Annotated in this window: 17 protein-coding genes and 1 pseudogene; 12 read left to right on the top strand and 6 right to left on the bottom strand. The window is 67.0% G+C overall.

Annotated features, from left to right (window positions below; genetic code table 11):
• Positions 1-7 precede the first annotated feature (7 nt).
• The 4 genes from AB0I12_RS24845 (at position 8) to AB0I12_RS24830 (ending at position 4,307) form a co-directional block, all read left to right on the top strand.
• Positions 8-871 carry a Gfo/Idh/MocA family oxidoreductase gene (locus tag AB0I12_RS24845; RefSeq protein WP_359933849.1) on the top strand — a complete coding sequence of 288 codons (864 nt, stop codon included), beginning with the start codon at positions 8-10 and terminating at the stop codon, positions 869-871.
• A gap of 2 nt (positions 872-873) precedes the next feature.
• Positions 874-2,112 carry an alanine racemase gene (locus AB0I12_RS24840; protein ID WP_359933847.1) on the top strand — a complete coding sequence of 413 codons (1,239 nt, stop codon included), beginning with the start codon at positions 874-876 and terminating at the stop codon, positions 2,110-2,112.
• 72 nt (positions 2,113-2,184) lie between these two features.
• On the top strand, positions 2,185-3,738 hold the full coding sequence (locus AB0I12_RS24835; protein ID WP_359933846.1) for an amidohydrolase family protein: 1,554 nt from the start codon (positions 2,185-2,187) through the stop codon (positions 3,736-3,738).
• A gap of 212 nt (positions 3,739-3,950) precedes the next feature.
• Positions 3,951-4,307 (top strand): hypothetical protein, encoded by a 357-nt coding sequence (locus tag AB0I12_RS24830; RefSeq protein WP_359934413.1) that lies wholly within the window; start codon positions 3,951-3,953, stop codon positions 4,305-4,307.
• A gap of 146 nt (positions 4,308-4,453) precedes the next feature.
• Here the strand turns inward: AB0I12_RS24830 and AB0I12_RS24825 are convergent, their stop codons facing one another.
• The 3 genes and pseudogenes from AB0I12_RS24825 to AB0I12_RS24815 form a co-directional block, all read right to left on the bottom strand.
• Positions 4,454-4,783 (bottom strand): integrase core domain-containing protein, encoded by a 330-nt coding sequence (locus AB0I12_RS24825; protein WP_359934405.1) that lies wholly within the window; start codon positions 4,781-4,783, stop codon positions 4,454-4,456.
• Positions 4,668-5,156: pseudogene (locus AB0I12_RS24820) on the bottom strand (DDE-type integrase/transposase/recombinase); the annotation flags it as partial. The pseudogene AB0I12_RS24820 and the gene AB0I12_RS24825, both read right to left, overlap by 116 nt.
• Positions 5,157-5,457: 301 nt before the next feature.
• Positions 5,458-6,216: a creatininase family protein gene (locus tag AB0I12_RS24815; protein ID WP_359933844.1), complete on the bottom strand. Its 759-nt coding sequence runs from the start codon at positions 6,214-6,216 to the stop codon at positions 5,458-5,460.
• Between the two features lie 148 nt (positions 6,217-6,364).
• Here AB0I12_RS24815 and AB0I12_RS24810 point away from each other — a divergent pair, with 148 nt between their 5' ends.
• The 7 genes from AB0I12_RS24810 to AB0I12_RS24780 all read left to right on the top strand — a co-directional run bounded on the left by AB0I12_RS24810 (position 6,365) and on the right by AB0I12_RS24780 (position 15,905).
• Positions 6,365-7,681 (top strand): ABC transporter substrate-binding protein, encoded by a 1,317-nt coding sequence (locus AB0I12_RS24810; RefSeq protein WP_359933842.1) that lies wholly within the window; start codon positions 6,365-6,367, stop codon positions 7,679-7,681.
• Positions 7,682-7,811: 130 nt separating this feature from the next.
• Positions 7,812-8,672, top strand: coding sequence for a sugar ABC transporter permease (locus AB0I12_RS24805; RefSeq protein WP_359933840.1), 861 nt, complete (start codon positions 7,812-7,814; stop codon positions 8,670-8,672).
• Between the two features lie 8 nt (positions 8,673-8,680).
• Positions 8,681-9,559, top strand: coding sequence for a carbohydrate ABC transporter permease (locus AB0I12_RS24800; protein WP_359933838.1), 879 nt, complete (start codon positions 8,681-8,683; stop codon positions 9,557-9,559).
• A 33-nt stretch (positions 9,560-9,592) separates the two neighbouring features.
• Positions 9,593-10,789 carry a hypothetical protein gene (locus tag AB0I12_RS24795; RefSeq protein ID WP_359933836.1) on the top strand — a complete coding sequence of 399 codons (1,197 nt, stop codon included), beginning with the start codon at positions 9,593-9,595 and terminating at the stop codon, positions 10,787-10,789.
• Between the two features lie 25 nt (positions 10,790-10,814).
• Positions 10,815-11,549 carry an NAD(P)-dependent oxidoreductase gene (locus AB0I12_RS24790; RefSeq protein WP_359933834.1) on the top strand — a complete coding sequence of 245 codons (735 nt, stop codon included), beginning with the start codon at positions 10,815-10,817 and terminating at the stop codon, positions 11,547-11,549.
• The gene (locus AB0I12_RS24785; RefSeq protein WP_359933832.1) at positions 11,546-14,341 is read left to right on the top strand and encodes a DUF4838 domain-containing protein; all 2,796 of its coding nucleotides are present in this window, start codon (positions 11,546-11,548) and stop codon (positions 14,339-14,341) included. Before AB0I12_RS24790 ends, AB0I12_RS24785 begins: the two co-directional genes overlap by 4 nt.
• A 94-nt stretch (positions 14,342-14,435) precedes the next feature.
• Positions 14,436-15,905 carry a right-handed parallel beta-helix repeat-containing protein gene (locus tag AB0I12_RS24780; protein ID WP_359933830.1) on the top strand — a complete coding sequence of 490 codons (1,470 nt, stop codon included), beginning with the start codon at positions 14,436-14,438 and terminating at the stop codon, positions 15,903-15,905.
• Positions 15,906-15,947: 42 nt separating this feature from the next.
• Here AB0I12_RS24780 and AB0I12_RS24775 read toward each other — a convergent pair.
• Together AB0I12_RS24775 and AB0I12_RS24770 are read right to left on the bottom strand one after the other, a co-directional pair.
• Positions 15,948-17,218, bottom strand: a protein-coding gene (locus AB0I12_RS24775) for an IS3 family transposase (RefSeq protein ID WP_359933828.1) whose coding sequence is annotated in 2 segments (ribosomal slippage) — positions 15,948-16,945 and positions 16,945-17,218 — 1,272 coding nt in all. Because the reading frame shifts where the segments join, the coding sequence is not laid out codon by codon here.
• Between the two features lie 74 nt (positions 17,219-17,292).
• Complete coding sequence (locus tag AB0I12_RS24770; protein ID WP_359933826.1) at positions 17,293-19,545, bottom strand: FAD-dependent oxidoreductase; 2,253 nt, start codon at positions 19,543-19,545, stop codon at positions 17,293-17,295.
• Positions 19,546-19,589: 44 nt separating this feature from the next.
• Between AB0I12_RS24770 and AB0I12_RS24765 the strand changes: the two genes are divergently transcribed.
• Positions 19,590-19,724, top strand: a complete 135-nt coding sequence (locus AB0I12_RS24765; protein WP_359933824.1) for a hypothetical protein — start codon at positions 19,590-19,592, stop codon at positions 19,722-19,724.
• A 61-nt stretch (positions 19,725-19,785) separates the two neighbouring features.
• Here the strand turns inward: AB0I12_RS24765 and AB0I12_RS24760 are convergent, their stop codons facing one another.
• Complete coding sequence (locus AB0I12_RS24760; RefSeq protein ID WP_359933822.1) at positions 19,786-21,000, bottom strand: GntR family transcriptional regulator; 1,215 nt, start codon at positions 20,998-21,000, stop codon at positions 19,786-19,788.
• Positions 21,001-21,136: the final 136 nt, after the last annotated feature.

The raw sequence follows: 21,136 nt of genomic DNA, 5'->3' as shown, positions 1-21,136 counted from the left end.
CGCAGGGATGAAACGCGTCGGATTCGTCGGTACCGAGAACTCGCACACCGATGACTTCATCAGATTCCTGAACATCGAGGACCGCCACGAGCCGTACCGGGTGACAGCCTTGGCCGGTGGCCGCAGCGAGCGCAACGAGAAACTCGCCGCCACTACGGGCGTCTCCACCATCGTGGAGCGACCGGAAGACCTGATCGACCGGGTGGACGCGGTGATCATCTCTTCGCGAGACGGCTCCCAGCACAAAGCCGAAGCATGCCCCTTGATCACGGCCGGCATCCCGGTCCTGGTCGACAAGCCGCTTGCAGCGTCAGTCGGCGACGCCGAGGCGATCCTCGACACGGCCGCACAGTCCGGTGTGTCGGTGCTGTCGGCCTCCGCGATGCGGTTCGTTCCGGAAGTCACTGGCCTGTTGTCGAGTGCCGAGTCGATCGGCCGGCTCAGGCAGATCAATGTGGTCGGCCCGGCGGATCCCGACAGCTCGTACTCCGGCCTGTTCTTCTACGGGATCCATCATGTCGAAGCAGCGCTGGAGCTCCTCGGCAACCCGGTCGCCAACCGCATCGACCGGCTCCAAGCCGGCCGCCGCGACGACCTGACCACGGCATCCTTCGACCTGGCCGGTGTCCAGGTCAACTTGACCTTCATCACGCCGGCAGACAACCATCGCGTCCCGTTCCACGCGTCGCTGATCGGCGCGGACGGCGTCGCCGGCAGCACATTGGTACCGGGACGCGACTACAACGCGCCAGCCCTTCAGGAGTTCGTCAACATCTGCGAGGGCAAGAGCCCGCGGCTGACCGGCGAGCAACTGCTGGCGCCGGTGAAGATCCTGTCAGCGATCGTGTCGGTGCTGGAAGGTCAGCGCTGACCATGGCCATGTTCGACCAGCGCGCCCTCGACCGTCTGCGCGCCGAGCCGCTGTCCGGCCTCGACAAGGGTCTGCCTACCGATGCCGCCGGGCTGAGTGTCAGCGACCTCGCTGCCCAGCGCAGATCCTTGCTAGACGACGGATTCACCGGGCCGGTGCTGACCATCGACCAGGCTGCCCTCCAGCACAACATCAGGTCGATGGCCGACTGGTGTTCGACGGAGGGAGTCGAGCTCGCGCCGCACGGCAAGACCACCATGGCGCCGAGCGTCTTCACTGAGCAATTGGCCGCGGGCGCCTGGGGTCTTACGGTCGCGACAGTGTCGCAGGCCCGCGTCTGCGTTGCCTTCGGCATCACCCCCGTGCTGATCGCAAACCAGGTGGTCGACGAGGCGGGCCTGCGGTGGATTGGTGAACGAGTTGCCGCGGGCGATCGGATTCTGTTCTGGGTGGACTCGATCGCCGGCGTGCAAGTCGCGGACAGGATGCTTCGCGACAGCGGGGTCGAGGTGGAGGTTCTGCTCGAATACGGGACGACCGGCGGCCGCGGCGGGTGCCGGACGGTCGACGACGCCATAGATGTTGCCCAGGCCGTCACCGCGAGCCGCCACCTCCGGCTCGCCGGCATCGCCGGCTACGAAGGCGTACTACCGGCCGGTCGGATCGACGCCTACCTGCAGGCGATGGTCGACGTGGCCACTGGCCTCGCCGCGACCGGAGTCTTCGACCATCTCGACCAGCTGATCATCACTGCCGGCGGAAGCAGTTGGTTCGACCGCGTCGCTGCCATCCTGACGACGGCGCCACTTCCGGCCCGGGTCATCCTTCGTTCAGGCTGTTACGTCACGCACGACGACGGCGTCTACGCCGACTCCACACCGAGCCTCCGGTCCGGCGACGCACCGCGGCTCCGCCCAGCTCTCCGGATCTGGGGACAGGTCTCCTCACGTCCCGAGCCCGACCTTCTGCTCGTGACGTTAGGACGCCGCGATACGTCGTACGACGACCGGCTCCCGATCCCGCTGACGCTGCGCTCGCGAGCCGGTGGACGAACGGAACCGTTCACGGCGCAGGTGACCGCGCTCAACGACCAGCACGCCTACCTCAGCGGTGGGGTCGCCGACGTCGGCGACTGGATCGCCTTCGGAGTCTCCCATCCGTGCACTGCTCTCGAGCGGTGGCGCGTCATACCCGTCGTCGAGGACGGCGTCGTCGTCGACCTCGCCCACACTTTCTTCTAGAGGAGCAGGCATGCGGTTCCGCGACCTGGTCGCCGTCAGCAACATCTTCTCGTCCGCGCGGCTGGTGGTCTCATGACCGCCATCGCGCTCCGCGGCGGCCACCTGGTCGATGGCAGCGGAGCTGAACCGGTCCGCGCCGACGTCCTGGTCGAGAGCGGCCGAGTGACAGCAGTAGGAACGGTGAGCGAACGGGCGCCGGTCCTCGACTGCACCGGGAGATACATCCTGCCAGGACTCGTCGACACGCACTCCCACGCCGATGCAGCCGTGTTCGATCCCGCCGTACAGCTCGCACTACTGCGTCAGGGGGTGACGACGATCATCGCAGGACAGGACGGTGTCTCGTACGCACCAGGCGACGGAAGCTACGCCACCGAGTACTTCGGCGCACTGATCGGTGAACATCCGACGTACCGCGGCGGGGGTGTTGGCGACCTGCTCGCAGGTTATGACGGGCGAATTCCGCTCAACGTCGCGTATCTCGTTCCTCATGGCACGGTCCGCGTCGAGGCGATGGGCCTAGCGGACCGCGCACCCAGTGCGCGCGAGCTCGCCGTGATGACCGACCTCGTAGCGGAGGCTCTCGCCGAGGGCGCCTGCGGTTTCTCAACCGGCCTGGACTACCTCCCTGGCCAGCACGCCACGACAGGCGAACTCTCCGCTCTCTGCCGGCCCGTGGCAGCCGCGGACGGCGTCTACGTCACCCACATGCGTGGCGGCTACGAAGACAACGCGGCGGTCGGCGTCGCCGAGGTACGAGAGATCCGCGCGAATACAGGCGTGCGGGCACACATCTCCCACTACCACGGACCGATCCCTTTGGTTGTCGACCTCCTGGACACTGGGCTCACATTCGATGCCTATCCGTACCGTGCCGGATGCACACTGCTGAGCATGCCAACGCTGCCCGCCGAACTGCTGGCGCTCGGCACGGACCGGGCTACCGCGCAGTTGGCTGATCCGGCAGTGCGCCGGAAGGTCATCGAGCATCATCTACCGACGCTCGACCAGCACCCGGCGCTCGGCGAGGGCTGGGCTAGCCGCATGCGTCTGGCTCAGATAGCCGCGGACGGTTGGGTCTGGGCCGAGGGACTGAGCGTGGCGGAGGCCGCGACTCGTGCCCACAGCAGCGTCGGCGACTTTGTACTCGATCTGCTGACCGCGACACGACTCGCGGTATCTGCTGTGATGCCGTTGCCGCCCGGCCGCACCGTCGACGAACTTGCCGCCTTGATCAGGGAAGACGGGTACATGGTCGGCAGCGACGGCATCTACCTCGGCGGTCATCCACATCCTCGTGGCTGGGGTTCGTTCGCCCGCGTTCTCGGTCGCCACGTCCGAGACCGCAAGGACATATCCTGGGGCGCCGCCGCCGCACGATTGGCCGCGGCCCCGGCCAATCTGTTCGGCCTCGGCCAGCGCGGCCGGATCCAGGCCGGATCCGTCGCGGATCTGATCGTCGTCGACCCGGCGACAGTTCGCGACACAGCGTCGTACGACGACTCACGCAAGCTCGCCGAAGGTGTCGACGACGTACTGCTGGGAGGTGTCCCGGTAATGACCGCCGGCCACCTGACCGGCGCTCTGACCGGCGGCGGTCTACGCAGGTCGAAGGCATCGAAGTAGGACCACACCCGCAGCTCCGGGCAGCGTGGGTCACGCGCCGCTCGGCGACGAGATTACCGTCCTGGCACACGTCCCATCGGTGTGATCGTCGACGGGCCACGGTGCGGCGGGGCGCATGAACAGGCCGGCGACCTCTTGCGCCTTTAGATGCCGAGGTCACCTCACTCGCAGGCGACGGCGGGGACACCGACGGCAGGCTGCACGACATACTGGTGGACGCGGCGATCGGCGAGGAGGACGCCGTCGCGAACTTGCAGATGCCCGGCTGCTGCGTCGTCCGGCTGCCCAGCCGCCGCAAGCCGATGTTCTTGGAATTCACGAACCCGCTGTCCGTGTTGGCCCTGGGGGCTCTGGTGGGCGACATGCGGAGCATGACGAAGCATGTCGGGGTCACGGTGACGGAACTGCTGTCTGGCACGGGTCAGGCCTGCTGGCGCCCGTCATGGCGAGCGCGCGATGTACTCGTGCCGCAGGTCGCTCACGGTCGCGATGTGGTCGAAGTCGTGGTCCGCGGCCAGTACGTTCGCGTCGTTCGCGATGGCGCACCCGGCGATGAGGATGTCGAGTGACCTGGCGCGGATGCGGCCGGGGGTTCGTGTGCATCTCCCGGTCGTGATCGCACGATAGGGGTGAGAACGCACGTGTGCCGATGACGCGGATGTGTGGTCGTCGACCAAGAGGGTGGCGCGGGTTCCGGCTCGGCGGGTGCCCAGGCCTATGTCGTGCAGCCGGCTGTTGTGGCGCAGGGTGACGTTGCCACCGGTGTCGATGCGGTCGTGCCGGACTTGCCAGTGTGGGTCGAGGTAGGGGCCAGTGGCGGTGGCCTTGGGACGGGCGGTGTAGGCCTGCCAGGGTGCTTGCGGCCGATCGCCCGGTGGGGTCGGACTTCGTTGTGGTAGCACCGGAACCGGGACAGTTGGCGAGCCGGGCCGGCGATGGTCTTGGCGGGTGGTTGTGTGGCCAGCCATTTCTTCTCGGTCTGCTGGAAGCGTTCGACCTTGCGGCAGGTCTGTGGGTGGTAGGGGCGGGAATGGTCGAACCGGATCCCGAGGCGGCCGAGCTCGACCTCCAGGGCGACCTGCCCCGCCGTGTTGCCTTCCGATCAAGACCGCGCCGTTGTCGGTCAGGACGCTGGCCGGGATTCCCCAACGTAGGAAGCAGTCCTTGAATGTGTGCAGCACGTCGGGGCCGGTGATGGTGCGGCGTGGCCGGGCGGCAAGGGTGAGGCGGGAGTGATCGTCGAGTAGGTTCAAGATCTCCACCTCGGTGCCGTCGGCGAGCTGCCAGTGGGTGGTGTCGGCCTGCCAGCGTTCCTTGGGTTGTTCGGCGGCGAAGCTGCGCCACGACCACCTGGGTCGCTTCTGCGGCTGCGGGGTGACGAACCCGCGCCGGGTCAGGATCCGCCAGATCGTGGACACCGCTGGCACCCCGGACAAGTCCGGTGGTCCAGGCTCTGCCGGACCGCGGCCAGCGATCTCGGGCGCGTCGGGCCAGGTGCTGCGGATCGTGTCCGCGCCGGCGTCCAGTCCCTGCCTGGTCAGTTCCTTGCGGAGCCGGACTTTTTGGTCCTCCACCGCGACCGGGACCGCGTGCGGGTTGTGGCGCGGGCGTCTCGACCGGGGCTGGAACACGGCCTCACCTCAGCGCGGTATGCGTTGGCGCAGCACTGATCAGTGGCGATCTCGGTGCCGCTGTCGCGCCAGAGTCCGCTGTCTTAGCTTAGGTCGACTGATGGAAGTCTATGACGAATCGCGCCACGCGCTCGGCTATCGCGGTCAGGGCCTTCTCGCCGAGCGCTGCGCTAGCTCCGCTCGCGTCGTCGGTCCTGCCATCGCTGGCCGACCAGACACCAGGACGTCGTACGACGGCTTCGCCCATCGCGGTGGCGGCGAGCGGCTGGAGGATACCGTCGGCGATCGGCAGAACTTCCGTTCGGACCTGGTCCGGGGCGATCGCTAGCATGCAGGAGGTTTCGAAAGCGCCGGCGTGACCGGGGACCGGACCGATACCGAGATCCAGGCCGGCCAGGATGTCGGCCGCGCAAGTCCAGTACGACGCGGCGGCCACGTGGACGTCGAGACCGAGTTCGAACACCAGCCGATCGCCGACGGCCTGGACGGACGGGTCGTTGCCGCCATGGCCATTGAGAAAGAAGAGTCGCCGGAAGCCGCTCGCGACGAGACTCTTCCCGATGTCGGTCAGCACTTCCTGGTATGTGGCGACGTTGATGCTCACGGTGCCGCCGAACGGGACGTGGTGCTGTGCGAAGCCGAACGGCAAGGTCGGCGTCACAAGCACCGGCATCGTCCGCCCCGCCTCCGCCGCGGCTCGCCGCGCCAGTTCGGAGACGATCACGCAGTCGACGCCGACGGGCAGATGCGGCCCGTGCTGCTCGATGGATCCCACTGGTACGACGACCAGCGCGCGCGGCGCGAGCTCGGAGAGCTCATCACGGGTCAGTTCCTCGAAGTTGAGCACGGTGGGCTGCCTCACTGAAGGGTTGATGTCGCAACATTATGCATTATGTGTCAGGTCTTGCCACCCCGAGATTTTCTGCATAATACTGAGCCGCAGTCAGGCCAGGAGGGTTCCGGCCGAAGTCCACTGAAGAGAGCAGGGTTGTGCCATGACCAAGAGGCGTCGCTCGGTTGCGTGGGCGGGAGTCAGCGTTCTCGCGCTGTCGCTCGCGGCCTGCGGTGGGACCGCTGATCCGGCCGGGACCTCCGCGGGCGGACAGATCACCGTCTGGAGCATGTGGTCCGAAGGCGAGTACGGCCAACGATTCCTGCAACGGACCATCGAAGACTTCACCAAGGAGACCGGCATCAAGGTGACGGTCGCGTGGAAGGGGCGCGGTGTCGACAAGGCGATCCTGCCGACGCTGAACACCCCGAACCCGCCGGCCGACGTCGTCGAAGGCGGCGTCCAGCAGATCGCCGAGTCGCTCGGAGAAACCGGCGGCATCCTCGACCTCAGCGACGTCTACGCGGCGAAGGTGCCCGGCGAAGATGTCACCGTCGCGGAGGTGGTCGGCAAGTACAAGTCGTCGGCTCAGCCCATGGACGGCACCGGAACGCTCGGCGCCGTGCGCGCGGTGCCGTACTGGCTGTCTGCCGACGGTATCTGGTACAACTCCGCCGTCTTCCCGGAGCTGAAGACGGCGCCGCCCAAGACGTGGGACGAGTTCAAGAAGCTCCTGGACAGCCGCAAGGCGGCAGGGCGTCGTCCGCTCGCCGTCGACGGCAGTATCCCGGCGTACAACTGGCGCTACTACGACGCGTTCGTCAGGTCGCTCGCCGGTGACGGCGCGGTCGTCAAGGCTGCGACGGACAAGACCGGGCAGACCTGGCGGCAGCCGGCGTACCTGAAGGCAGCCAAGCACGTCGAGGAACTCGCCAAGGGCGACTACTTCGTAGAGGGTTTCGAGGCGACGAAGTTCCCGGCCGTCGAGAACATGTGGGCGGACAACCAGTCCGACTTCATCGTCATGGGTAGTTGGCTGCCGGCCGAGGTGCAGCCCGTTCTCGCATCCGGTTTCGAGCCGTCCGTCTTCCCGTTCCCGGGCGTCGACGGGCAGTCGGCCCCGAAGTCCCCGGTGGTCGCGGACGGCTTCGGGATCGTGTCGAAGTCGGAGAACATCGAGGCCGCCAAGAAGTTCGTCGCCTACCTGGTGTCTGAGAAGGTCCAGCGACGGGTCGCGAGCGAGATGAACCAGTTCCCGCTCCGGGCGGGAGCCGAGGCGCCGAAGGGCATGGCCGCGTTGAAGACGTTCCTCGACGACGGCGGTGTTTCCGAGTCGCGTTACCCGGCCGGCATGTCGGACTGGAGGAAAGAGGTCTTCGCGTCCAACGACGACCAGCTGATCTTCGGAAAGATCACCGCCGAGGAGTTCGTCGAGCAGATGGCGACCGGTACCGCGTCGTACTGGAAGAGCCACAAGTAAGCCGCCTGAGAGGAAGCCGATCATGACCGTCGTGGCATCGACCCGCCGGCCCCCGCCGAGCGACCGAGGAGCCGAGGTGTCGCTCCGCGGTGCACCGGTTAGGTCACCGTTGGAGCGACAGCGCAGGAGGTTGTTCTTTCCCTTCCTGACGCCCGCCGCGGTTCTCTACCTGGCGTTCATGGTTGCGCCGACGCTGTTCACCGTGTGGCTGAGCTTCAACTCCTGGCCGGGAGTGGGGCCGATGACATGGAAAGGGTTCGGCAACTATGCGGAGATGGTGCGCGACCCGGTCTTCCGCCGTTCCTTCGTGAACACGTTCTGGATCGTGGCAGGAGTCGGCGTCGCCGTCTTCGCGGTGTCGTTCGCGCTCACCATGATTCTCCAGGACGTCCTGGGCAAGAAGGCGGTCCGCCTGATCGTCTTCTTCCCGTCCCTGGTCCCGGCGGTCGTGATCTCCATCCTCTGGGGATACCTGTTCAATCCGGACGGAGTGGTGAACAAGGTCCTCGGCTGGGCGGGTGTGCAGGATCCGCCGTTGTGGTTGGCGCCGGACAACGTCCTCAACACCATCCTGCTCGGCATGGTGTGGCTCTCGGCCGGTACCTACACAGTGATCTTCATGGCCGCGGCCGACCGCATTCCCAAGGAGCTGTACGAGGTGGCGGAACTGGCCGGTGCCAATATCTGGCAGCGGTTCACCCATGTCACGCTGCCGTTGATGTGGGACGTCGTCTCTGTCTGCGCGGTGCTGTGGTGCGTCGCCGCACTGAAGACCTTCGAATTCCTGCTGGTCTTCGCCGCGTCGTCGGGAACGCTGCCACCGGTCGAGATCTGGAACTTCGCGATGTACTCATACGCCGAGGCGTTCGATCCCGGCGGCGTACCGGAGTACGGCGCCGCCGCGGCCTCGGCCGTGATCGTGCTCATGCTGACGGCAGTCCTCACCGTCCTGGCGCGTCGTGTCATGCGACGCGACCGGACCACCTTCTAAGGAGTCGCATGAATTCGGTCGAGACGGTGCCGAAGGGCACCTCGAGGCGGCCATCGTTGCTACGGCGTCGAGGCTGGACGGCCTGGCTGTTGACACCGGTCGGCTGGGCCGTCGCGACCTTCAACCTCGCGGTGCTCGCCTGGATGGTCCTGGGGTCGCTGAAGACTACCCGCCAGCTGATGTTCGAGCCGTTCGCGCTGCCGAGATCGCTGCAGTGGCGGAACTACGCCGACGCGTGGGATGTCGGCGGGTTCGGCCAGGGCGTGTTCAACTCGCTCCTCCTGGTGTTCGTGTCGGGTGTGGGGTGCATCCTCGTCTCGGCGCCGGCGGCGTACGCGTTGTCCCGGTTCCCATCACGCTGGGCACCCTCGATGACGCTCATGTTCGTGATGGGGCTCGGGATTCCGCACCAAACCCTGTTCATTCCGCTGTACCTCGCGTTCTACCGTGTGGGACTGGTCGACTCGGTTCCCGGGCTCGCACTCCTCTACGTCGGAACCGGAGTGCCGTTCGCGGTCTTCCTGCTCACCGCGTTCTTTCGCAACCTTCCCGACGAGCTCGAAGAAGCGGCGGCCCTGGACGGCGCCGGCCCGTGGCTCACGTTCTGGCGCATCATGTTGCCGCAGGCGCGCTCCGGGCTGGTCACGATCTTCGTGCTGCAGGCCATCGGCCATTGGGGCGAGACCCTGTTCGCGCTCGTCATGCTGCAGACCAAGACCACGGTCAGCCTGGCGATGTACCAGTTCGCCCAGACGATGCAGTACACCGGCGCTCGCTACTCCGTGCTGTTCGCCGGACTCACGATCGTCGTGCTGCCGCTGTTCGTCATCTACCTGGTGCTCGGCCGCCGGATCGTCGAGGGGATGGCTGCCGGCTACAGCCGTTAACCGCGTCGAGCCACACGTTCAGGAGAGGTGCTCATGAGTGAAGCAGGTCCGAGCACGACCCGTCCCAGGGTGGCCCTCATCGCCACCACCTACCATGCGGTGTCGCACGCCGACGTGCTCGGCACCAGATTGATCGAGGGCTACGAGTGGCGGGGCTCGCACGTCCCGTCGCGGGTCGAGGTCGCGTCGCTGTACGTCGAGCAGAGCGGTGCGACGTCGGCAACGGGTCACCGTCCAGACATCGGAGCGGAGATTGCCCAGCGCAACGGTATTCCGGTCTTCGCCACCATCGCGGAGGCGATCGGACTCGGCTGCCCGGGAGTCGCCGTCGACGGTGTGGTCCTGATCGGTGAGCACGGGGACTACGAGCTCAACCAGTACGGGCAGAAGCTGTACCCGCGGCGGCGCTTCTTCGATGCGGCGGTGGCGGCGATGGTGTCGTCCGGACGCTTCGTGCCGGTCTTCAACGACAAGCACCTGGCCTGGAACTTCGTCGACGCTAGCGCGATGTGGGAGACAGCTCGGCGTCTGGGGATCCCGTTGCTGGCCGGGTCCACCGTGCCGCTGACCTGGCGGAGTCCGACCGGTGCTCAATGGCCGATCGGTGAGCCGATGAGGTCCGCTGTCGCCGTCGGCTACGGGCCGGCCGAGGCGTACGACTTCCACATCCTCGAGGGCTTGCAGACTCATGCCGAGCGCCGTGCTGGAGGCGAGACCGGCGTGCGATCCGTACGGACGCTGTCCGGGGCCGGAGCTCTGCACGCCGTCCAGAACGGAACTGTCGACGCCGGTCTGCTCGACACGGCGCTCGGCGCACTCGGCCTCGACCGCCGCAGACGCGAACTGGCGATCGCCGGTATCGAGCACGTCATCCTGATCGAGTATGCCGACGGCCTGCGTGCCGCTGCGGTGAACTGTGGTCAGGAGGTCGCGAACTTCGCCGCCGCCTGTGCTGGACCTGGGGGAACCATGGCCTGCCAGACGGTGCTCGAGGACGAACCGTGGGGACATTTCGTCTTCCTCGCGCGGCAGGTCGAAGCACTCGTCCTGACCGGAACCGCGCCGTACCCGGTCGAGCGCACGCTGCTCACGACCGGTGTTCTCGATGCGGCGATGCGCTCGCTCCACGCGGGCGGCGAGGAGGTCGTGCTCCCACTGGACATCTCCTATGCGGCTGTTTCCGACATTCCGGACACCGGCATCGACGCCGAGGTCTCGGTTCTTCAGTGAGTCGATCAAGAGTGGAGGTTGACGGATGCGGGTTCTCGTAGTCGGCGGTGCGGGCAAGCTCGGCCACCTGCTGGTGCCGCACCTGCAGCGAGCGCATGACGTGACAGTGGCGGATCTCAACCCCAGCGCGGCACCGGAAGCCGCACGGGCTGTCGGGGTCGACGTCACACGGTTCACCGAGATCGAGAAGGCAGTCCGCGGCCACGATGCCGTCATCTACCTCGCCATGGGGCGGTACGCCGATTGGGGAGCGACCAACGGCTGGGCGGAGAGCCACTTCGACGTCAACGTGAAGGGCCTGTACCTCACGCTGCGCGCTGCGGGGGAGGCAGGTCTGACGAAGGCGGTTTACGCCGGCTCGCTGTCCGTCTTCACCGGGTTCCTGGAGTTCGGGTACGACCTGGACGAGCGCGAGCCGAACGCGGTGGATGCGTACGGGCTGAGCAAGGCGCTGGGGGAGCGGGTCTGCGATGCTGCCAGTTGGGAGCACGGGATGGGAGTCGTCGCCCTCCGGCTGTGCATGCCGATGTCCGACGACGAGTGGCGAGCGTACGACGGCGAGCACCGCGAGATCATGACGGCGGCGAGCGACGTCGCCGCCGCGTTCGCGGCAGCCCTTGATCGCGAGACCCGCGCGTACGAGCGGTACACCATCTCGGGTGACTGGGAGGGCCGGTACCTCGATCCTCGTCCCGCTCTCAACGGCCTCGGGTGGATCGCGCAGATGCGCCGCGAGAGCGTCGAGGGAGGCAACCGATGAGCCTCCCCGTGGCCCGCAGGTCGGTACTGACCGGCGGTCTTCTCGCCGCCGGTGCGCTCTGGGGTGCGGAGCTGCTGAATCCGCCGCGTGCCCTGGCGGTCGACGATGTCATCCTGGTTCGGGACTGCCAGGTCCGAGCCAGCATCGTGCTGGCCGGCGATGCCACCGCGGAGGAGCAGGAGGCCGCCCGAGAGCTGATCGACCACGTCCGGATGATCACCGGCCAGACGCTGCCGATCGACGGGTCCGGGCCGGTGCTGATCTTCCTCGGCCAGGCCTGCCCGGAACCGGTCGCCGACCTGGCGGACCGGCGGGATGCGTTCCGGCTCGCGGTTGAGCCTGGACGCATCCAGATCCAAGGTAACGTGGGCCGCGGCGTACTCGCCGGGGCCATGCGTCTGCTCGCCGATCTCGGTGTGCGCTGGCTGGATCCGCGCTGGACCGATGCGCGGCACCGGACCGCGTTGGCCGTGTCCGAGAGCGAGATCCGCGATCAGCCTTGGTGGGCCTATCGGACACCGACGGCGCTGTGGCGGTACGCGCCGCCGCTGCCGAACGGCCCGCAGCAGGCCGATGAGCCGGCTGGCTACGCGCTGCATCACCGGCTGACCGAGCCGGCGTTCTCTGTCGGCGGACACGGCCTGCCGTTGGTACCCCGGCCCGATCCGAAGACCGAGCCGTACCTGTTCATCAAGCGCAAGGACGGCACGCTATCGCCACAGATCGACGTCACCCACCCGGAAGCGCTCACCCGTGCGTTGCGAGGGGCCAGGGAGCTGTTGGCCAAGAATCCCGCGCACAAGTGGCTGAGCATCGGCCCCGACGACGGCCTCGGTTTCGCGGCCACGTCCTGGGATGCCGGCGACTGGGACCCCCTGGTCGGCGACATCAGTGTCACCGACCGCTACGTGAAGTTCTTCAACCTGATGCTCGCCGATCTTCAGGCCGAGGATCCCGAGGTCGGGATCATCTTCTTCGCTTACGTGAACTACATGCGGCCGCCGGTGCGAGAGATCCCCAACGCGCGTCTGATCCCGATGTTCGCCCCGATCACCGTCGACCGCATTCACACACCGAACGATCCCGACGGCTACGAACGCCGCTACGTGCTGCGGCTGATGGAGCAGTGGAAGGCGCTCGGAGTGCAGCCGAGCACCTATTCCTACCTGTACAACCTCGCCGATCCCGGTCTGCCGTTCTCGCCCCTCACCCAGGTGATGGCCGAACTGCCGGAGTTCGCCCGGATGGGCAGCACCGAGGCGATCCGCGTGGAGGCCGCACCCGGATGGGGGTACGACGCCCCCGCCCTCTACGCGGCGATGAACCTGATGTGGGATCCGCAGCAGGACAGCGATGCGTTGATGGCGGAGTTCCGGCGGGCCGCGTACGGACCGGCCGCGGATGCGATCAACGAGCACTTCGACCTCCTGCACCGCGTCTATGCAGACACCGACTGGACCGCCGGCAGCATGTACGACGCGCTGCACATCCTCACCGAGAACGTGATGGACAGGCTGGACGTATCTCTGCGCGCCGCGGAGGTTGCCGTCGCAGATGCCGAGGAGGGATATCGAGCCCGGGTAGGTCAGGTGCGGCTGCGCTACGACTACGGCCAACAGTTGCTCGCCATGATGCGCCACTGGCGGGCCGGACGGTTCGCCGAGGCGGCCGAGGCCTACGACGCGGCCTGGGAGATCGGGCAGCGTGGCGCACGGCAACAACCGGTCGCTGTCTATCCGCTGCGCGCGCAGTACCAGAAATGGTTCTGGAACGCTCAGGTGCAGCAGGCGCTGACCAAGACGACCAGTGGCAACACCTTGGTTGCTCATGCCCCCGACCGGTGGTCAGCGATCATCGACAACGGGACAGTCGGCCTCGCGGACGTGGTACCGACCTGCGACGAGGCGCTGACTTGGCGTTCACTCTCGACCAACGAGCGCACCTGGTCGGCGCAGGGACTGCGGTACTACTACAACGGCGGTGTCTGGTACCGCACGGAGCTGACGGTGCCGGACGATGTCCGCGGGCGGGCTATCCGGGTGTGGATCGGTGCAGTCGACGACAAGGCCCGGTGCTGGATCAACGGCCACGAGGCTGCGCCGACCGGAAAGTTCGCCGGCTTGGCGCCGTGGGAGTTCGACGGCCGGGGCCTGATCCGCTATGGCGAGTCGAACGTGATCGTCGTTCGGGTCGACAACACGAGTCTCGACGAGATCGGAACCGGCGGGATCATGGGACCGGTGTTCCTCTGGGCCGGCGAGGCGGATGACACCGAGGTACGCGCGGCGAAACCCGCTACTGAGCCTCAAGCGCTGACGGCCGCGTGGCGTACGGCCCGGCGCCGGGCCGCCGGATTGTCCAGGTTGGCCCCAAACGGTTACGGCGTGACCAGACTTCCGCTGGACTGGCAGGCGATCATCGACCCTTCGGGCACGGCGATCGAGGTCGGCCTCTGGGAGCCGGGTGTCGGCGACAACCACTGGATGCCGTACCGGACGGACAGAATTCCCGCGGACCAGGGCCTCGCGTATTACCAGGGCGGCCTGGTCCTGCGGGCGCGGCTCAGCCGAGTCGCCGGTACGCCTGAGAAGCTCTGGATCGCCTGTGGAGTCGGTCGGCTGCAGGCCTGGCTGAACGGCGTACCGCTGACCAGGCTCCGTGGCGTGGACGGCGAGCCGTGGGAGTTCGCGGTTCCCAACGCACAGGAAGGAGATGTCCTCGTGATCGCCGGCCATGCGCCCGATGCGGCTCCCGGTACAGGGGGGCTCGTCGGTCCGGTCGTACTCCATTGAACGTCAGATGTCGAGGAGGAAGAACATGTCCGATTCCGGTAAGCCCCTGACTTCCGCAGGGCCCATCACGCGGCGCCGAATTCTCGGTGCCTCCGTGCTGGCGCTGACCGGCCTCACAGTCCGGCCCGGCACCGCGGCGTCCGCTTGTCCGGCGCCCGACCCGGGCGTCGGCGTCCAGGTCCTGCGGGTCCAGGACTTCGGTCTGGTCGGCGATGGCGTGACCAACGACTACCCCGGGCTCAAACAGTTGTCCCAACAGCTGACCGGCCAGGCCGGCGGCAAGTTCCGAGTGGTCTTCGAGGCGGGAAAGAACTACTACCTCGACCATGCGTACGCCGATCCGACCCAATGGGCGGCCCACGACCTGGTGTTCAACGGTCTCGACTACATCGAGCTCGATCTCAACGGCAGCACGGTGACCACCACCCGCAACCTTCTGCTCCCGCCGGCGCCCGGGCAGACCTACTCCTCGACCACCGGCGTCACCTTTGTCCTCGCCCACAACCAGCTCGTCGTGATCAAGAACGGTACCGTCGACGGTTCCAACTCCTCGGCGACGCTGATCTCCGGCGCGACCTATGTGCACGCGCGGTCCAGCGCCTTCATGATCGGCGGCAACACCGAGGTCCACCTCACCGACCTCACCGTGCACAACGCCATCTGCGACAACGTGTTGCTGCGGTACGAGGACTCCGGCACTGGTACCTCGATCGCCAACAAGACAGTCTGCCTGACCAACTGCACGTTCCTCGACGCGGGCCGGAACTGCGCCTCGCTCACCGGGAACGCCGACCTCACCGCGGACGGATGTCGATTCGAGCAGGCCGGCGTGACCTTCTCCGGCTCTGCGCCGTACGCCGGCATCGACATCGAGGACGAGTGGTTCTGGGGGCCGAGCGACGTCACGAGCTATCACTACCGGTTCTCCAACTGCGATTTCGTCGGCAACCGGGGCGGTGATGTCTACTCCGCGACGCGGATGACCAACAACGATCTGAGCACCGCGGTCGTCGATCGGGACATCCAGTTCTCGGCGTGCCGATTCGACTACACGACCCGCGGGACCCGGCTGATCGGCGACTGCGGGGTCACCTTCGCGCAGTGCACGATGACGAACGTGACGCTGGCGCCGTTCTACGGGGTGAGTACAACGACCTATCCCGCTGTGGACCGCGGTCGCTGGACGGTGGAGATCCTCGGCGCGGCCTGGACCAACACCCTGCCGGACCGGCGGCTGATGATGCTCCCCAGCAATGCGGCACCCGTGCTGCTGATCCACGACAACGAGTTGAGCCACACCGCCCAGTCGCCGGCGAACTACTGGTTCGCCTGGCTGCAGCTCAACCCGCCGACGACGACCGGATGGCGGGAGTCAATCGTGTCCGACAACGTCATCACGGTGGCCGACACCTGCGCTGGGTCCAACCAACTCGTTGTCCGTGGTCAGTACGCGACCTTCCGCGGCAACTCGTGGCGCTCCACGTTGCCGGCCGGCTCCCTGAAGCTCTCGATGGCGGGCGCCACCATCACCGACACCCTAGACCCGGCTTTCCAGGTGGTCTGAAACCCGGGTCCTTGAATCGTCCCGGGTTTGGTGCACCCTCGGTTATGTGAGTGCGACCGGTTGGTCGTCTCGGGTTTGTGCATGGTAGTCGGCCTCGGCTTCGGCGGGTGGGCGTCGGTCGAGGCGGTGCATGAGCCGGTTGGTGTTGTACCAGTGGACCCAGTCGGCGGTGATGGCCTCGAGGTTGCTGAGGCCGGTCAGGGGTCCGCGGCGGAAGGGTGAGTCGTCGCGGATGCATTCGGTCTTGTAGAGCCCGATGGTGGTCTCGGCCAGGGCGTTGTCGTAGGCGTCGCCGACTGATCCGATCGAGGGGCTGAGGCCGTTCAGTTGCAGCGTCTCGGTCAGGTGCACCGAGGTATATTGAGACCCTGCGTCCGAGTGATGAATCGGCTTGTTTTGCAGCGGTTTCCCTTCTCTGAGACGCAGTTCGGCAGCCTGTCTGATGGCACGTTCGACGAACGCGGTGTGCTTGGACGCCGAGCACTCCCAGCCCACGATCCGCCCGGCGAAGGCATCGATGACGAACGCGGTGTAGGCGAACGCGCCGGCGGTCAACCGCACGTAAGTGAAGTCCGCGACCAGGAGCCGGTTCGGTGCCGGCACCCGGAACTGGCGGTTGACCAGGTCTGGTGCCCGGTCCGCGGCCGGATCCGGGATCGTGGTGCGTGGCTTCTTCGCGCGGGTTGCACCCCGCCAGCCGTTCGCCTTCATGAGCCGCTCGACCGTGCAGCGCGCCACCTGGACACCCTCGCGGTTCAGGTGGGCCCACATCTTCAGCGACCCATACAGCGACTCCGGCGGCCGCCGGCCGTGCTCGTCGGGTTCGTAGTACCCGGCCAGCACCTCGGTTACCGCCAGCTCCCACAGAGCCCGCCGCGACGGCGCCCGCCTGGCCCAGGCATAGTAGGTTCTCGGAGCGATCGGGCAGCCGTGCGCACTCAGCGCACGGCAGATCGGAGCGACCCCGAACCGAGCCTTGTGCTCGGCGATGAACCGGCAGATCAGCGCTGTCGCGGGTCGCTCTCCCGCACGAAGAAACTCGTCGCCGCCTTGAGGATCTCGATCGTCTGTTCCAGTTCGGCGTTCTTGCGCTTCAGCTCCCGGTTCTCCCGGGCCATCTGCGAGGACACACCCTCGGCCTCGCCGGCGTCGACCGCGGCCTGGCGAACCCACCGCCGCAGCGTTTCCGGCGTCATCCCCAGTCGGCCCGCGACCGTGCTGATCGCCTCCCATTCACTGGCATAGTCGCCACGGTGCTCGGTCACCAACCGCACCGCCTTGGCCCGGGTCTGCTCGTCGTACTTCCTCGGCATGAATGCCACCTTCCCAACGAAGGAGGTGTGCATCAAACCCGGGATGGTTCACCTTGCGGCTCGCGGCGAGGTGTCTATCTGGTGTAGGCGCGGATCTTCACCACGTGGGCGTACCGGGCACCGTTGGTCGCGAGGACCCGGATGCGGAGCGCGTCGACGGTGGTCGGCTGGTCGAGCCGGTGCCGGCGGTGGCGACGCCGGTTGTCGCGGACCTCGGCCAGCACCCGCCAGTTCCCGTCCCGGCTCGCTTCCAGGTCGTAGTCGCGGAGCAGGGTCGGCATGATCTCGTCCGGCGTCCAGTGGTGGTGCAGGTTGATCAGATCAGTGTCCAAGTCGTCATCCAGCACGAGTTGGACTTCGGTCAGCGTGACCGGCTCTGGCCAGTCCAGCTGCACAGTCGGGGTCGGATCATCGGACAGGCTGGCCGAAGACCACATCTGCGGACCGCCGAAGGGTCTGGCGTACCCGCCGACCAGCCTGTCCGAAGCCAGCGCACTGGTCCGGCCGGGTAGCCGGAACACGACGCCGTCACACGGTTCGGCGGCCTTCCATTCCCGGAACTGTTCGGTCCAGACCTCGTCCTCCTGAAGAATCCGACGCCGGAAGCACGCCACGCCGGGAACCGCGCCGGCACTCCGCTTCAACCGGACCGCTGGATCGGCGCGGACCACCACGAAGACGTTGTGCCCGATCTTGTCCGGCGCGGGCCGTTCCGCGACCGGCTCAGGATCGATCGTCACCCACTGAGCGGCGCCAGGCCGAACCGGGACCGCGACAGCGGCAATCAGCCCGGCCGGCAGATAGTTGCGTTGGGCACCGACATGATGGACCTCGACCTGGAGCGTCGTCTCGGCACACACGTCGACCAGGAAGTCCAGTTGCGCAAGCTCGGGATCGGCCGGCAACACCAGACCGAGATCACAGTCGAGCGGCCAGTCGCCCTCGCCCGGCTCGCTGGACAGCTCGGTCCGGGTCGAGGACACCGTCACCGCCGCCGTCCGAGCGACGTCGTCGGGGTCATCATTAACGAGGCCGACGGCGGACGTGTCGTTTCGGATCATGGCGAACCGCATCCTGTCGAACTCGCCGCCGGCGAGCTCTCGAGCGCTGAGTGCCGATTGCAGGGCGACCGCGGCGGCCAGCCCCGCGGCCTCGCCCAGCGCGGCACAGGTGGCCATCACACGAGTCGAGCCGAAGGCCACATGGGACGCGGAGATGTTGCGGCCGGCCATCCACAAGTTGCCGACGTTGCGAGAGTAGAGGGATCGCAGCGGAACGTCGTACGTGCCGTCGGAGAACCAGTGCCGAGAGCCTGGCTGGGTCGAGTACATGCCACCGGGCGGGTGCAGATCGATCGACCACCCGCCGAACGTCACCGCATCAGCGAAGTCGGTCTGCCCGAGGACGTCGTGCTGGGTCAGCACATGATCGCCGACGAACCGGCGGTACTCCCGTTTGCCGGGCACCGCGCCGATCCATTCCAGCGTGAGGTTCTCGACGTCGTCGAACGCGCCCGAGTTCTTGATGTAGTCCCAGATGCCGTAGCAGACACCCTGCAACTCGTCCCGAATCCGCTCGTTGTTCGCCGTGACGTCGAGTTCGCCGCCCCATTCGATCCACCAGAAGGCACAGCCGCGCTGGTCGCTGCGGATGGCTCGATGCTCGGGAATCGTCGTACTGGAGATGTCGATCGCGAAACTCGGCGGAACGAACTTGGACGGATGGCCCGCGTCGCGGCTGTAGAACAGGATCGTCGAACCCAGGGTGTTGCTGTCAGGCCCATCGGGCGCCCACGGCTCGCCGTACACCGTCCTGGCTTCCCGGCCCGTCATCGCCTCCGCGCCGGCGAGGTGCCCGACCAGCCCGTCTCCCGTGCAGTCGAGAAACACCGGTGAGTTGAAGGTGATCATCCTCTCCGAGCCCATCTGCCACCCGGTGACCGAGGTGATCTCCCGACGGTCAGACGGCCCGTGGGCGGCGAGCTCGTGCACGTCGGTGTTCAGGAACAGGGTGATGTTCGGCTCGGCCCGAACCGCCTCCAGGATCACCAGATCCCAGTAGTACGGGTTGCCCTCCGGGTTGCGGTACTGGTTCTCCAGCCACAGTTCTCCCATGATGCCGGTCTCGCGTGCCCACTGATGCACGTTGTGAGCGGTGGCGCCGCAGACCCACACACGTACCTCGGACGAGGAGTTGCCGCCGAGTACGGGCCGATTCTGAATCAAGGCGACGCGCAGTCCCTGCCTGGCCGCGGCGATCGCCGCGCACACGCCCGCCAGCCCGCCGCCGACCACGGTGATGTCGGTGTCATGTTCCACGATCTGCACGAGATGAGTCTCCTTGGTTACTTCAGTCCGGAATGGGTGAGCGCTTGGATGAACCGGCGTCGCAGGAGCGGGAAGACCACGATCGCGGGACGCTCGACGACGCCGATCCGGCCATCGCGAGTCCGACCGACATCAGCCGCTCATCTGCGCCGGAACTCGTACGGCGATGGGTGGAGTGAACTTCGCCCGTCAAGGATCGGAGCGGCGATGCCCCGTGGTGCTCGGCTTACCGTGACGCGGTCATGGTGCGCGGTTCGCGACGAACGGCCGACTGACGAGCGACATGGGTGCCAGGGCAACCGTGCCGTTGGCGTGTGGGCGGCCCCGGGAGCCGTCGAACAGTTGGTCGGCCGCCTTCGCACCAAGTTGCTCCCATCGCGGCCGTACCGATGTGGTCACCAGATCAGCAGCCTCCGGTAGGCCCTCGAAACCAACCATGATCGGCCATCGGGCGGAAGGGATCCCGGACGCCGACAGTTGCTGGCTCAACGCGATCATCACCAGGTCGTCGGCGCCGACGCACGCGCTGTGCTGAAGGGCAGGCTCGACAGCCGCCGCGGCGGCGAGGCGAATCGTCTTCCCGGGCTCGTGACGAGGTGGCTGCACACAGGCCAGGCGCGCCCTGCGGCTGTGCCGACGCAGAGTGCGCGCCCAACCCTCGGCCCGTTGAGCCGACCACGGAAACGGCGCCTGCCCATCGATGTGCAGGCCGACGAAGAACACGTCCGTGTGGCCGTCACGCAGCAGGTCCGCGGTTGCGAGGCTGCCACCTGCCACGTTGTCGACATCGACGTACGTCAATTGGCGACCCTCCCGCACCGCTGCAGGCGGCGCACCGGCAAGGTAGGTGGCGACTGGGATCGAGGTGTCGAGGGCGTTGAGAACAGCCTCAGTCACATCGGCTTCGGTGAAGACGAACACCCCAAGCACCGCCGGCAGCCGGGACCGGGCACTCGGGTCGAGAAGGGTGGGAAGGTCGAGGACGATCGATCGGCCGCCTCGCTGGGTGATCCGCTCCTCGAATCCGCGAACGGCGGCATGAGTGATCCATCTGATCGATCGAAGTGACTCCACCAGCAGCACGTAACAGCCGGATCGGGTACCGCTGGGCTCCGCGACGAAGATGCCGACCGAGGACACGACACGCAGCGTGCCGTCATCGATCAGCGGCTGCAGCGCCTTCAGAGCCGTGGGTCGCGAGAGTTGGTAGCGGCGCGCCAGAGTGCTGGCCGCCGGGATCTGGACACCGGGAGCCAGCTTCCCCCGGCTGATCTCTGCTCGCAGTTCGGCCACGAGGCGGCGCGCGCGCTCCGCGGCGTCCTGCCTGGTCGTCATCTGTCCCCCTTTCGATTCCGAAAATTGCCGGCAAATCCTGGTGAGGGGAAACAGACCACGGGGTCCGGCAAAAGTCAACGAGCGCGCGGGAAACGAGTTCTGCCGGCAATCTCTCTTCACAGTTGCCGGTGCCTGTGCTGTACTCCCCGGACGACAGGGCCGCTGACCGCCATGGAGGTCCGGGATCCCCGTGCCGGACGACAGGATCGGCCGTCGCCTCGCCCTTCCCGGAGGGATCGTTCGCGATCCCGCACAC

The organism is Kribbella sp. NPDC050459 (genome assembly GCF_040655315.1).
Classification (GTDB): Bacteria; Actinomycetota; Actinomycetes; order Propionibacteriales; family Kribbellaceae; genus Kribbella.
Note: the sequence above shows the minus strand (reverse complement) of the source record. Positions and strands in the feature narration are given on the sequence as shown.

What these genes read in the sequence shown, in the direction of transcription:
- AB0I12_RS24790 (WP_359933834.1), top strand. Translation starts at nt 10,815, where the DNA reads ATGCGGGTTCTCGTAGTCGGCGGTGCGGGCAAGCTCGGCCACCTGCTG.
- AB0I12_RS24840 (WP_359933847.1), top strand. Translation starts at nt 874, where the DNA reads ATGGCCATGTTCGACCAGCGCGCCCTCGACCGTCTGCGCGCCGAGCCG.
- AB0I12_RS24810 (WP_359933842.1), top strand. Translation starts at nt 6,365, where the DNA reads ATGACCAAGAGGCGTCGCTCGGTTGCGTGGGCGGGAGTCAGCGTTCTC.
- AB0I12_RS24785 (WP_359933832.1), top strand. Translation starts at nt 11,546, where the DNA reads ATGAGCCTCCCCGTGGCCCGCAGGTCGGTACTGACCGGCGGTCTTCTC.
- AB0I12_RS24800 (WP_359933838.1), top strand. Translation starts at nt 8,681, where the DNA reads ATGAATTCGGTCGAGACGGTGCCGAAGGGCACCTCGAGGCGGCCATCG.
- AB0I12_RS24845 (WP_359933849.1), top strand. Translation starts at nt 8, where the DNA reads ATGAAACGCGTCGGATTCGTCGGTACCGAGAACTCGCACACCGATGAC.
- AB0I12_RS24835 (WP_359933846.1), top strand. Translation starts at nt 2,185, where the DNA reads ATGACCGCCATCGCGCTCCGCGGCGGCCACCTGGTCGATGGCAGCGGA.
- AB0I12_RS24795 (WP_359933836.1), top strand. Translation starts at nt 9,593, where the DNA reads ATGAGTGAAGCAGGTCCGAGCACGACCCGTCCCAGGGTGGCCCTCATC.